Here is a 12,835-nt window from a genome sequence, read left to right as displayed (position 1 = left end):
CGGCGCGGGACGTTACGATGCCCGCCGTGAGTCCCGAAAGCCAGGCATCCGACGCACTTCCGTCGCGACGCCGCCGCGCCCCCCGTGGCGGCCGCCATCGCGGCGACGAGTCCTTCCTGCTGCCCCCCGGATCCCCCGCGCTGGTCCTGGCCGTTCCCGGCGCCCGGCGCCCCGGCACGGAGATCGCGGACGAGCTCGCCCGGCTCGTCGAGATCGAGCACACCGGCCAGCGTGCCCACGTCGGGCACCTGGAGGGGAACGAGGCGTCCCTGCACGGGATCCTCGCCGGGCTGCCGCGGCAGGAGGGCGAGCTCGCCGCAGTGGTGGTACCGCTGTCCACCGGCCCCGACCCGGCACTGGACGGCGCGGTCCGCGCGGCCGTCGCGAACGCGCCGGTCCCGGCCGTCGCCGCCGAACCGCTGGGCCCGCACCCGCTGATCGCCGAGGCGCTGCACGACCGGCTCGCGGACGCCGGTCTCGCGCGCGCCGACCGGATCCGGATGATGACGATGGTGACGGCCGCGTCCGGGTTCGTCGTCGCCACGCCGGGCGGTCCCGACGCGGTGCGGCAGGCGGAGGTGACCGGCGTCCTGCTGGCGTCCCGGCTGGCCGCGCCCGTGTTCACCGCGTCGCTCGCGGACGAGGCGGCGGTGAAGGCCGTCGCCGAGCAGCTGCGCGCCTCGGGCGCCGCGTCGGTCGCGATCGCGCCGCACCTGATCGGCATCGAGCCGGAGACGGGCTGGGTCGCGGCCGCCGGAGCCGCCGTCGGCGCCGCGCAGGCGGCCCCGCTGGGCGCCCACCCGGCGCTGGCCCGGCTCGCCGCGCTCCGCTACGTCGAGGCGCTCGCCACTGCCCTCGCCGACTGACGCACGACGCGGGGGGCCGCGGCGGGACGTCGTCCCGCCGCGGCCCCCCGCGCTCGTCAGCGGTTCTTGAACTCGGGGCGGCGCTTCTGCAGCGTCGCGGTCATTCCCTCGGCGAGGTCCTCGCTGAAGAACGCGAGCGTCTGCACGCCCGTCTCCGCCGCGAGCTGCCGCCGCAGCCCCGGCGCGTCCAGCGCCATGTTGAGCAGCTCCTTCGTGCGCCGCAGCCCGTACGGCGACTTGGTGAGCAGCTCGTCGGCGAGCGCGTGCGCGCCCGCGAGGTCGGCGCCCGCGTCGACGATCTCGGTCAGCAGCCCGAGCTCCAGGGCGCGCGGCGCGTCCAGCCGCTGCGCCCGGTAGGAGATCTCGGCGGCCTTCGCGGGGCCGGCCAGCCGCGGCAGCAGCCAGGACAGCCCGCAGTCCCCGGCCGACAGGCCGAGGTCGGTGAACGGGACGACGAACCGGGTGGTCGGGTCGGCGACGCGCAGGTCGCAGGCCAGCGCCCACGACACGCCCATCCCGGCGACCGGTCCGTGCAGCGCCGCGATCACCGGCTGCGGGATCTCCCGGAGCCGGGCGGTGACCTCGCCGCCGTTCGCGATGCCCCGGTAGAGCCGCTGGACGCGGCCCTCCTCGGGTTCGCCTTCGCCGCCGTCCACGCCGCCGCCCTGGATGTCCATCCCGGAGCAGAACCCGCGGCCCTCGCCGGTGAGCACGACGACGCGGGTGGCCGGGTCGCGCATCAGCCCGTTGAGGACGTCGAGCATCTCCTCGGTCAGCGCGCCGTCGACGGCGTTGAGCCGGTCCGGCCGGGAGAGGGTGATCGTGAGGACCCCGTCCCGCCGGTCGAGCTTCAGCCCGCTCAACGGCTCAGGAGCTCAGCTGCTTGATCAGCGGGCCCATCTGCTCGCCGACGTTCTTGAAGACCGTCAGCGGGTCGGCGGAGTTGATCGCCGCCCAGTTGTCCCGGACGTCCTCCACCGACAGCGTCGTCTTCTGCCCGTAGCCGGGGCCCTCCGCCACGAAGATCTTCGCGATGCGGCCGCCGCCGACCGTGTACACCTCGCCGGAGTCCGCGACCTCGTCGTGCACCAGGTAGGCGACCAGCGGCGTGACCTGGTCGACGCCCAGCTTGTCGGCGAAGTCGGCGGGCAGGAGGTCCTCGGTCATCCGGGTCCAGGCGACCGGGGCGATCGCGTTGGCCTTGATGTTGTACTTGGCGCCCTCCTGCGCGAGGGTCTTGGTGAACCCGACCAGGCCCATCTTGGCCGTCGCGTAGTTGGCCTGGCCGAAGTTGCCGAACAGGCCCGCGGGGGACGAGGTGTTGACGATCCGTCCGTAGCCCTGCTCGCGCAGGTGCGCCCACGCGGCGCTGGAGACGAGGAACGACCCGCGCAGGTGCACGGCGATGACGGCGTCGAACTCCGCCGGGGTCATGTTCTTGAACGACTTGTCGCGCAGGATGCCGGCGTTGTTGACGATGATGTCGACCTTGCCGAACGTGTCCAGCGCGGTCTGGACGATCGCCTGCGCGCCCTCGGGGGTGGCGACGTTGTCGGGGTTGGCGACGGCCTCGCCGCCGTTCTTCTTGATCTCGTCGACGACCTGCTGCGCCGGGCCGGCGTCGGCACCGACGCCCGAACGGTCGCCGCCCAGGTCGTTCACGACGACCTTCGCGCCGCGGGAGGCCAGCTCCAGCGCGTGCTGCCGGCCGAGCCCGTGCCCCGCACCGGTGACGACCGCGACCCGGCCGTCGTAGCGCAGTTCCGCCATCTGTGTCTCCTCACATCGAGCACCGACTACGACCCCAGGTAATCACCCAGGGGTTACCAAGTGGTACCACCTAACCGAATCCCGCTCGGGATCGGCCCCCCGGTGGTTCCTTCCCGCCTGGACGGGACCGCAGTCCCGCGTACGATGGGACACCGAGGGAAAGTTGCGTCAATCGTCGTAATCCGCCGGACGCCCGGCGTAGTCTCCTCCCCCATCGGCTCGCCCGTTCGACGCCGCGAGGAGCAGCCCATGAGCCCTACCGACCACGAGGCCCGCCCCCATCGCGTCGTGCAGTGGGCCAGCGGAACGCTCGGCCGCAGCGTCATCCGCGGCGTCCTCGACCGTCCCGACATGGAACTGGCCGGCGTCTGGGTGCACAGCCCGGACAAGGACGGCGCCGACGCCGGCACCCTCGCCGGACGCCCGCCCACCGGCGTCCGCGCCACCCGCGACCCGGCCGAGATCCTCGCCCTGGACGCCGACTGCGTCGTGTACGCGCCCGGACGCCCGCCGCTCGAGGACACCGACACCGTCTGCGCCCTCCTCGCCTCGGGCAAGAACGTCGTCTGCACCAACGGGCTCGTCTACCCGCAGGCCCACGGCCCCCACCTCGTCGCCGACCTCGAGCAGGCGTGCAAGAAGGGCGGCACGTCCCTGTACGGCACCGGCTTCAACGGCGGCTTCATGGCGGACGTCCTCCCCCTCGTGCTCGCGCGGCTGGTCCGCCGCATCACCCACGTGTACTCCCGCGAGTGCTCGGACCTCTCCCGGCACCCGTCCTGGGGGCTCGTCCACGACCGGCTGGGCTTCGGCCGCGACGAGGAGGCCTTCCTGCGCTCCCTGCGCCCGGCCCGCACCGCGATGCGCGCCCTCTACTCCGAATGCCTCCACCTGGTCGCGACCGGGCTCGGCGCCGACCTCGACGAGATCGACGTGGACGTCGACTACCGGCTCGCCGGAACCGACCTGGACATCGCCGCCGGCCGCATCCCGCGCGGCACCGTCGCGGCCGCCCGCTGGACCTTCAGCGGCCTCACCGGCGCGCGTCCGGCGATCACCGCCGAGGTCATCTACAAGGCCGACGCCGCGCGCGTCCCCGAATGGGGCGACCCCGGCCACTCCGTCCGCGTGGACGGCCGCCCCTCCCTCGCCCTCACCACCGACGACGCCTGGGTGTCCGACGAGGTGTCGGCCGCCGCCGCGCACGCGCTCAACGCGATCCCCACCGTGTGCGCCGCCGCCCCCGGCGTCCGCACGTACCTGGACCTGCCGGCGTTCTCCGGCCGGATGCAGGCTTAGCCCCGGCTCGCGCGCGCCCGGTTCGGGGGCGGCCCGGCTATCGTGGCGGGCGAGGTCTCGTCTCCGACGACGCAGGAGGGATCGGCATGTCCGTGCAGGAGGTCGAGGGGGGCCGGTTCGTCCGGCAGCCGAACCGCTTCACCGACCGGATCACCGCCGACGGTTCGTCCGGCTTCCCCGCCGAATCCGGCCGCTACCGGCTGTTCGTCTCGTACGCGTGCCCGTGGGCCCACCGCACGCTGATCGTCCGCCGTCTCCTCGGCCTCGAGGACGCCATCGCCGTCAACGTCGTCGACCCCATCCGCGACGAGCGCGGCTGGCGGTTCCCCGAGCGCGACCCGGTCACGAACGCCGAGTTCCTGTCCGAGCTCTACCTGGCGACCGACCCGTCCTTCGTGGGCCGCTACACGGTGCCCTGCATCTGGGACGTCCGGACGGAACGCCTCGTCACCAACGACTTCCCGAACATCACCACGACGTTCGAGACCGAGTTCGCCGCGCTCCACGCCCCCGGCGCCCCCGACCTGTACCCCGAGGCGCTCCGGCCCGAGATCGACGAGCTGAACGACCTCGTCTACCGGACCGTCAACAACGGCGTCTACAAGGCGGGCTTCGCCACCTCGCAGGACGCCTACGGCGAGGCGTTCGACGCGCTGTTCGACACCCTGGACCGCCTCGAAGGACGCCTCGCCGACCGCCGCTACCTCTTCGGCGACGACGTCACCGAGGCCGACGTCCGGCTCTATCCCACCCTCGCGCGCTTCGACGCCGTCTACTACTCGCACTTCAAGTGCAACCTCCGCCGCCTCACCGACTACCCGAACCTCTGGGCCTACGCGCGGGACCTGTACTCGATCCCCGCGTTCGGCGAGACGACGAACTTCGACCACATCAAGCGCCACTATTACGTGACGCACCCCAACATCAACCCGTCCGGCATCGTCCCGAAGGGCCCGGCCATCGACTGGACGTGACCGCGGGACGGAGATCACAACCCGGTCACCATCCGTCCCGACCCCTCGTTATGCTGCGGAACCGGAGATATCCCCAGTAACGAGAGGCCCCGACCATGCGCAGCCAGTTCTTCGGGAACATGGACCAGGGACAGCAGCTCCCCGGCCACTTCACCCTCCAGAACTCCAAGATGCTCCGGATCCACCTCAACGGCGACGTCCTGGCCCGGCAGGGCTCCATGGTCGCCTTCCAGGGGCAGATGGAGTTCGACTACGAGGGCTCCGGCGGCATGGGCAAGTTCCTCAAGAAGGCCATCACCGGCGAGGGCGTGCCCACGATGCGCGTACGCGGCCAGGGCCTGCTGTTCGTGGCCAACGACGCCGACGACATCCACCTCTTCTACCTGGAGAACGAGGGCCTCACCGTCAACGGCGCGAACATCCTCGCCTACGACTCGCACCTGCAGTCCGACATCCAGCGTGTGCAGGGCGCGGGCATCGCCGCCGGCGGCCTGTTCAACACCACCCTCCAGGGCACCGGCTGGGTCGCCCTCACCACCCACGGCACCCCGGTCATGCTCGACTGCGGCCGCGCGCCCACCTTCGTCGACGGCCAGTCCGCCGTCGCGTGGAGCACCAGCCTCCAGGTCGGGGTCAACAAGACCTTCAAGGCCGGCGCCCTCATCGGCCGCGGCAGCGGCGAGGCCATGCAGCTCGCCTACCAGGGCCAGGGCTTCGTCCTCGTCCAGGCCAGCGAAGGCCCCACGGTCCCCCAGCACACGCACTAGTCCTGGGCGCGGGTCCAGCGGCCAGGCAGACGGGAACGAGGGGCACGGGGGACGCGGGGGACGCGGGGAAGACACGGGGCGACGAGGCCAGGGGGCGGGCCACCTCGGGAGAGCCGCCGATCGGGCCGATTACGGCCACACTTCGGCGTTTCAAACTGTGACCTTGACCACTCTATGGCAGGCTTTGTCGGGTGCGGCGAGCGGCCTGCGATTCCGCGGGTCCCCTCCTCGCTCGGCTCGGCCATCGTCTCGGCCGGAGCGATCCCGAGTCGCTGCGATCGCGCGCGAAGCCAGGTGCGAGCGAAGCGGCGCCCCGATCGCGCGGCGGGCCTCCGCGCGGACCGGAGCGATGCGCCGATCGCACGCCGCGTCCGTCGAAGGAAGGCCGCCGGGCGGCCCGACGCCGAGGACGCCGCAATGAACACGCGATAACCTTGACAGGTCTCAACACTTACCTGCGAGCTGCGGAAGAGGGCGATCTCCGCCGTGTCGACAGAGTCGTCGCAACCTAGTGCCGACCCGAAGATGACAGATTTCGGTGCCAACGAGTGGTTGGTCGACGAGCTGTACCAGAAGTACCTCGAAGACCCGAACTCGGTTGACGAAGCCTGGTGGAACTTCTTCACGGACTACCAGCCGGACACCCGGCCGTCCGGAACCTCCACCGGGCCGTCCCAGGGCGCCGAGGCCCCCAAGGGCGCGAACGGCACGGCGGCGCCGCCGACACCGAAGCAGCAGCCGTCCGCGAAGCCGGCCAAGGCCGAGAAGAAGCAGCCGGCGCCGCCGCCGGTGCCGGAGGGCGCCGAGGAGGTCAGGCTCCGCGGCGTCGCGGCCCGGACGGCCACCAACATGGAGGCCAGCCTGGGGGTGCCGACCGCGACGAGCGTGCGGGCGGTCCCGGCCAAGCTGCTGATCGACAACCGCATCGTCATCAACAACCACCTCAAGCGCGGGCGCGGCGGGAAGGTCTCGTTCACCCACCTGATCGGGTACGCGATCGTCAAGGCGCTCGTGGCGATGCCCGAGATGAACGCGGCGTTCACCGAGGTGGACGGCAAGCCGGTGCTGGTCCGGCCCGAGCACGTGAACTTCGGCCTGGCGATCGACCTGCAGAAGCCGGACGGGACGCGGCAGCTGGTCGTGCCCAGCATCAAGGCCGCCGAGACGCTGGACTTCCGCCAGTTCTGGGCCGCCTACGAGGAGATCGTCCGCAAGGCGCGCGGCAACAAGCTGACCCTGGACGACTTCCAGGGGACGACGATCAGCCTGACGAACCCGGGCACCATCGGAACGGTGCATTCGGTGCCGCGGCTGATGCCCGGCCAGGGAACGATCATCGGCGTGGGCGCGATGGAGTACCCGGCGGAGTTCGCGGGCGCGTCCGGCGAGACGCTGTCGCGCATGGGGATCAGCAAGATCATGACGCTGACCTCCACGTACGACCACCGGATCATCCAGGGCGCGCAGTCCGGCGACTTCCTGCGCCGGATCCACGAGCTGCTGCTCGGCGAGGACGGCTTCTGGGACGAGATCTTCGAGGCGCTGCGCATCCCGTACGAGCCGGTGCGCTGGGTCAAGGACATCTCGGCGACGCACGAGGACGACGTCGCCAAGGTCGCGCGCGTCCACGAGCTGATTCACGCCTACCGGGTCCGCGGCCACCTGATGGCCGACACCGACCCGCTGGAGTACAAGCAGCGCCGCCACCCCGACCTCGACATCCTCAAGCACGGGCTCACGCTGTGGGACCTGGAGCGCGAGTTCGCGACCGGCGGGTTCGGCGGCAAGCCGACGATGCAGCTGCGCGACATCCTCGGCGTGCTGCGGATGGCGTACTGCCGGACCGTCGGCATCGAGTACATGCACATCCAGGACCCCGAGGAGCGCGCCTGGATCCAGGAGCGCGTGGAGGTCCCGCACGACAAGCCGTCGCGCGAGGAGCAGCTGCACGTGCTGCGGCGGCTGAACAACGCCGAGGCGTTCGAGACGTTCCTGCAGACGAAGTTCGTCGGGCAGAAGCGGTTCTCGCTCGAGGGCGGCGAGTCGGTCATCCCGCTGCTGGACTCGGTGATCTCGGCCGCGGCGAAGGACAGCCTGGACGAGGTCGTCATCGGCATGGCGCACCGCGGCCGGCTGAACGTGCTGGCGAACATCGTCGGGAAGTCCTACGGGCAGATCTTCGGCGAGTTCGAGGGCAACCTGGACCCGCGCAGCGCGCAGGGCTCCGGGGACGTGAAGTACCACCTGGGGGCGTCCGGGGACTTCGTCGCCGGCGACGGCTCCAGGATCCACACCGAGCTGGTCGCGAACCCGTCCCACCTGGAGACGGTCGACCCGGTGCTGGAGGGCGTCGTCCGCGCCAAGCAGGACCTGCTGGACGTCGGCGAGGCAGGCTTCAGCGTGCTGCCGGTCCTCGTGCACGGGGACGCGGCGTTCGCGGGCCAGGGCGTCGTCGCCGAGACGCTGAACCTGTCGCAGCTGCGCGGCTACCGCACCGGCGGCACCGTCCACGTGATCATCAACAACCAGGTCGGGTTCACCACGGCGCCCGAGTACTCGCGCTCCAGCGTGTACTCGACCGACGTGGCCCGGATGATCCAGGCGCCGATCTTCCACGTGAACGGGGACGACCCGGAGGCGTGCGCGCGGGTGGCGCGGCTGGCGTTCGAGTACCGGCAGACGTTCAAGAAGGACGTCGTCATCGACATGGTCTGCTACCGGCGGCGGGGCCACAACGAGGGCGAGAACCCCTCGTTCACCCAGCCGCTGATGTACGACCTGATCGACGCGAAGCGGTCGGTCCGCAAGCTGTACACCGAGGCGCTGATCGGGCGCGGCGACATCACGGTCGAGGAGGCCGAGCAGGCGCTCCGCGACTACCAGGAGCAGCTGGAGCGGGCGTTCACCGAGACCCGCGAGGCCGTGAAGAAGCCGCTCGAGCCGGGTTCGGTGGTCAAGCCGGACGTCGAGGAGAGCATCCCGATCGACCACGGCGGGACCGCGATCTCCGCGGAGACCGTCAAGCGGATCATCGAGACGCAGGTCACGCTGCCGGACGGCTTCACCGTGCATCCGCGGCTGCAGCCGATCCTGCAGCGGCGCGTCCAGTCGATCGACGACGACGCGTTCGACTGGGCGACCGGCGAGCTGCTCGCGATGGGCTCGCTGCTGATCGACGGGCGTCCGGTGCGGCTGGTCGGGCAGGACACGCGGCGCGGCACGTTCGGCCAGCGGCACGCCGTGCTGGTGGACCGCAAGACGGGCGAGGAGTACACCCCGCTCAAGCAGTTCGACCAGGGCGTGTCGAAGTTCTACGTGCACGACTCGCTGCTCAGCGAGTACGCGGCGATGGGCTTCGAGTACGGGTACTCGATGACCCGCCCGGACGCGCTGGTGGCGTGGGAGGCCCAGTTCGGCGACTTCGCGAACGGCGCCCAGAGCATCGTCGACGAGTACATCTCGTCCGGTGAGCAGAAGTGGGGCCAGCACTCCAGCGTCGTGCTGCTGCTGCCGCACGGCTACGAGGGCCAGGGGCCGGACCACTCGTCCGCGCGCATCGAGCGCTACCTGCAGCTGTGCGCGCAGGACAACATGACCGTCGTCTACCCGACGACCCCCGCGAACTACTTCCACCTGCTGCGCTGGCAGGTGCTGTCGGGGCGGGGCAAGCCGCTCGTCGTGTTCACGCCGAAGTATTTGCTGCGGCTGAAGGCGGCGATGTCGAAGGTCGCGGACATCACCGAGGGCGCGTTCCAGCCGGTCATCCCGGAGAGCGACCCGGCGATCGAGGCGAAGAACGTCCGGCGGGTGCTGCTGACCACCGGCAAGATCTACTACGACACGGTGAAGGCGCGGGACGCCGCCGGCGCCACCGACACCGCGATCGTGCGGGTCGAGCGGCTGTACCCGCCGCCGGTGGACGAGATCAAGGCGGAGCTCGAGAAGTACCCGTCCGGCGCCGAGGTCGTGTGGGTGCAGGACGAGCCGGCGAACATGGGCGCCTGGCCGTTCATGGCGCTGAAGCTGCCGCACCACATCAAGGGGCTGGAGATGTCGCGGGTGTCGCGCCCGGCGTCCTCGTCCCCGGCGGTCGGCTCCGCCAAGATGCACCAGGCGGAGCAGGACGCGCTGATGGCGCGCCTGTTCGGCGAGCAGAAGTAACCGACGCGATACCCGAGGGCTCCGGCGCGCGCGCCGGAGCCCTCGGCGTTCCTGGAGACATGAGGGATCTGACGGGATGTACTTCACCGATCGCGGCATCGAGGAGCTGACGGAGCGGCGCGGCGGGGAGGAGGTCAGCCTCGCCTGGCTGGCCGAGCGCCTCCGCGAGTTCGTCGACCTCAACCCCGAGTTCGAGACCCCGGTCGAGCGCCTCGCGACCTGGCTCGCCCGCCTCGACGACGAGGACGACGACTAACACGATATGTCTTGACTTTCGTTCGACGCGACATATCGTGTCTACTGGAACGGGTCCCCCGGCGGAAGGGCAGGCGACATGTCGCGCTGGACGATCGACGAACCGACCACCCTCGACTTCGACGGGGTGGTGGCGCTGCGGGCGACGCTGATCGCGGGGAGCGTGTCGGTGCTGGCCTCGGACGAGCGGCCGTCGATCACGATCGGTGCGGTCGAGGGGCCGCCGCTGCTGGTGACGCACGAGGCCGGGATGCTGACGGTCAGCCACGAGAAGCTGTGGGAGGGCGTCCTGACCTGGCTGCGCACGCAGAAGGCGCGGGCTGAGATCACCGTGACGGTGCCGCACGACTGCCCGGTGAGCCTCAACCTCGTGTCGGCCGACGCGATCGTGACGGGGATGACGGTCCGGACGTCCATCAAGAGCGCGTCCGGCGACGTGACGCTCGACGGGGTGGCGGGGGCGATCGACGCCAACACCGTCTCGGGCGCGATCGAGGCGCAGGGACTGGACGGCACGGTCTCGTTCACCTCCGTGTCCGGGGACCTCGCGCTGGCCGGCGCGTCGATCGAGCGGCTCGGGGCCCGGACGGTCAGCGGGCGCGTCGCGGCGGACGTGGCGCTGCCCGGTCAGTGCCGGATCGACGTGAACAGCGTGTCCGGGGAGGTGGCGCTGCGGATCCCGGAGTCCGCGGGGGCGCACGTCTCGCTGAACTCGGCCGCCGGGAGCATCGACACGTCTTTCCCGGAGCTGCACCATCAGGGCCGGACGGTCTCGCGCAGCGTCACCGGCAAGATCGGCGACGGGTCCGGGCACCTCACGGTCAACACCGTGTCCGGTGCCGTCACGCTCCTCGGGCGGGCCGATGACGACGCGCCGGGCATCGACGCCCCCGGAATGGAGAAGTGAGTTGAGCCCCGTATTCGGCCACGGCCGCCTGCGTCTCTACCTGCTGAAACTGCTGCAGGAGAGCCCGCGGCACGGCTACGAGATGATCCGGCTGCTGCAGGACCGTTTCCTCGGCGTCTACTCCCCCTCGCCCGGCACGATCTACCCGCGGCTGGCCCGGCTGGAGTCGGAGGGCCTGGTCACCCACGAGGTGATCAAGGGCAAGAAGGTGTACTCGCTCACCGACAAGGGCCGCGAGGAACTGGAGCAGCGGATGGACGAGCTCGCCGACCTGGAGGAGGAGATCTCCGCGTCGGCCCAGGAGTTCGCGCGCGGGGTGCAGGAGGACGTGCGGCAGACCGTCCGGACGCTGCGCGAGGAGCTCAGCCAGGCCGCGAAGACGATGCGCGACCAGGGCCGCACGGCGTCGCAGGACGCGTGGCGCGACACGTCCGAGCGGCAGAAGGACGCCTGGCGGGACACGACCGAACGGCAGAAGGACGCCTGGCGCGAGACCACCGAACGGCAGAAGGACGAGTGGCGGCGGCAGAAGGACTTCTGGCGCGACCAGACGCAGGCGTGGCGGCAGACCTGGGAGGACGCCTGGCGGACGGCGACCGGTTCCAAGGAGGACACCGCCCGCCTCAAGCTGGAGCGGCACCTGCAGGGGTTCGTGGAGGACGTCCGCGAGGCGACCGGGGACGGACCGCTCGGCGAGCGCGATCTGGACGCCGTCCGCACCCTGCTGGACGAGACGCGCGAGCGGCTCCGGAAGATCTTCGAGGACGGCGCGGGGAGGCCGTGACCGGCACGGCCTCCCGGCCGGTCACGGCGTGAAGACGATCTTGCCGAAGAGGTCGCCCCCGGCCATCGCGGCGAAGCCGGCGCGGGCGTCGCGCAGCGGCAGCACCCGGTCGATGGACGGCCGCACGCCCGTCTTGACCAGGAACCGGGCGAGGCGCTCGAGCTGGTCGCGGGTGCCCATCATCGAGCCGATCACCTGGAGCTGCATGAAGAACACCCGGTTCAGCTCCGCCGGGGCCACCTGCCCGCTGGTCGCGCCCGACACCACGACCCGTCCGCCGGTCCGCAGCGACTTCAGCGAGTGCGACCAGGTCGCCTGCCCGACCGTCTCGATCACCGCGTCGACCCGCTCGGGCGGCCGCGCGCCCGACTCCAGCGCCGCGTCCGCACCGAGTTCCTCGGCGCGGCGGCGCTTGTCCTCGCTGCGGCTGGTCGCGTAGACGCGGAGCCCGGCGGCGGACGCCAGCGCGATCGCCGCCGAGGCGACGCCGCCGCCCGCGCCCTGCACCAGCACGCTGCCGCCCGGCTCGAGGCCCGCCTTGTCGAACAGCATCCGGTAGGCGGTGAGCCAGGCCGTGGGCAGGCAGGCCGCCTCCTCGAACGACAGCTCGGCGGGCTTGGGGACGAGGTTGCGGCGCGGCACCGCGACCTTCTCGGCGAGCGTGCCCGGGTACACCTCGGACAGCAGGGAGCGCCCGGGGTCGAGCGTCTCGTCGCCGCCGCCCCGGTCCGGGTCGCCGATCACCGCGTGGACGATCACTTCGTTGCCGTCCTCGTCGATCCCGGACGCGTCGCAGCCGAGGATCATGGGGAGCCGGTCGGCGGGCAGCCCGACGCCCTTGAGCGACCACAGGTCGTGGTGGTTGAGGGCCGCGGCCCGGACGGTGACGGTCGTCCAGCCGTCCGGCACGGCGGGTTCGGGGCGCTCCCCCACCGTCAGCCCGGCCAGCGGGTCGTCTGCGTCGGTCTTGGTGGCGGTGACAGCGAACATGACCGCACAATAACGGCCGTACCGGACGCCGGACGGCCCGCCCCCGCGCGGGGACGGGCCGT

Annotated in this window: 11 protein-coding genes; 8 read left to right on the top strand and 3 right to left on the bottom strand. The window is 71.5% G+C overall.

Going from position 1 to position 12,835, the window contains the following annotated elements:
• Positions 1-26 precede the first annotated feature (26 nt).
• On the top strand, positions 27-866 hold the full coding sequence (locus F7P10_RS32310) for a sirohydrochlorin chelatase (RefSeq protein WP_151015234.1): 840 nt from the start codon (positions 27-29) through the stop codon (positions 864-866).
• Positions 867-922: 56 nt separating this feature from the next.
• On the opposite strand, the gene F7P10_RS32305 is transcribed toward F7P10_RS32310, so the two are convergent.
• Both F7P10_RS32305 and F7P10_RS32300 read right to left on the bottom strand, forming a co-directional pair.
• Positions 923-1,729 carry an enoyl-CoA hydratase/isomerase family protein gene (locus F7P10_RS32305; RefSeq protein ID WP_151015232.1) on the bottom strand — a complete coding sequence of 269 codons (807 nt, stop codon included), beginning with the start codon at positions 1,727-1,729 and terminating at the stop codon, positions 923-925.
• Positions 1,730-1,733: 4 nt separating this feature from the next.
• A complete protein-coding gene (locus tag F7P10_RS32300) occupies positions 1,734-2,636 on the bottom strand; it encodes an SDR family oxidoreductase (protein ID WP_151015230.1) in 903 nt (300 codons plus the stop codon).
• Positions 2,637-2,885: 249 nt separating this feature from the next.
• On the opposite strand from F7P10_RS32300, the gene F7P10_RS32295 reads away from it, so the two are divergent.
• The 7 genes from F7P10_RS32295 (at position 2,886) to F7P10_RS32265 (ending at position 11,783) form a co-directional block, all read left to right on the top strand.
• A complete protein-coding gene (locus F7P10_RS32295) occupies positions 2,886-3,935 on the top strand; it encodes a dihydrodipicolinate reductase (protein ID WP_151015228.1) in 1,050 nt (349 codons plus the stop codon).
• Positions 3,936-4,021: 86 nt separating this feature from the next.
• Positions 4,022-4,909: a glutathione S-transferase family protein gene (locus F7P10_RS32290; RefSeq protein WP_151015226.1), complete on the top strand. Its 888-nt coding sequence runs from the start codon at positions 4,022-4,024 to the stop codon at positions 4,907-4,909.
• A gap of 95 nt (positions 4,910-5,004) precedes the next feature.
• Positions 5,005-5,676 carry an AIM24 family protein gene (locus F7P10_RS32285; RefSeq protein ID WP_151015224.1) on the top strand — a complete coding sequence of 224 codons (672 nt, stop codon included), beginning with the start codon at positions 5,005-5,007 and terminating at the stop codon, positions 5,674-5,676.
• 486 nt (positions 5,677-6,162) lie between these two features.
• Positions 6,163-9,837 carry a multifunctional oxoglutarate decarboxylase/oxoglutarate dehydrogenase thiamine pyrophosphate-binding subunit/dihydrolipoyllysine-residue succinyltransferase subunit gene (locus tag F7P10_RS32280; RefSeq protein WP_151015222.1) on the top strand — a complete coding sequence of 1,225 codons (3,675 nt, stop codon included), beginning with the start codon at positions 6,163-6,165 and terminating at the stop codon, positions 9,835-9,837.
• Positions 9,838-9,913: 76 nt separating this feature from the next.
• Positions 9,914-10,093 (top strand): DUF6104 family protein, encoded by a 180-nt coding sequence (locus F7P10_RS32275; protein WP_151015220.1) that lies wholly within the window; start codon positions 9,914-9,916, stop codon positions 10,091-10,093.
• A gap of 78 nt (positions 10,094-10,171) precedes the next feature.
• Positions 10,172-10,999 carry a DUF4097 family beta strand repeat-containing protein gene (locus F7P10_RS32270; protein WP_151015218.1) on the top strand — a complete coding sequence of 276 codons (828 nt, stop codon included), beginning with the start codon at positions 10,172-10,174 and terminating at the stop codon, positions 10,997-10,999.
• A 1-nt stretch (position 11,000) separates the two neighbouring features.
• Positions 11,001-11,783, top strand: coding sequence for a PadR family transcriptional regulator (locus F7P10_RS32265; RefSeq protein ID WP_151015216.1), 783 nt, complete (start codon positions 11,001-11,003; stop codon positions 11,781-11,783).
• Between the two features lie 21 nt (positions 11,784-11,804).
• Here the strand turns inward: F7P10_RS32265 and F7P10_RS32260 are convergent, their stop codons facing one another.
• Positions 11,805-12,773, bottom strand: a complete 969-nt coding sequence (locus tag F7P10_RS32260; RefSeq protein ID WP_151015214.1) for a zinc-binding dehydrogenase — start codon at positions 12,771-12,773, stop codon at positions 11,805-11,807.
• Positions 12,774-12,835: the final 62 nt, after the last annotated feature.

This window comes from Actinomadura sp. WMMB 499 (assembly GCF_008824145.1).
Classification (GTDB): domain Bacteria; phylum Actinomycetota; class Actinomycetes; order Streptosporangiales; family Streptosporangiaceae; genus Spirillospora.
Note: the sequence above shows the minus strand (reverse complement) of the source record. Positions and strands in the feature narration are given on the sequence as shown.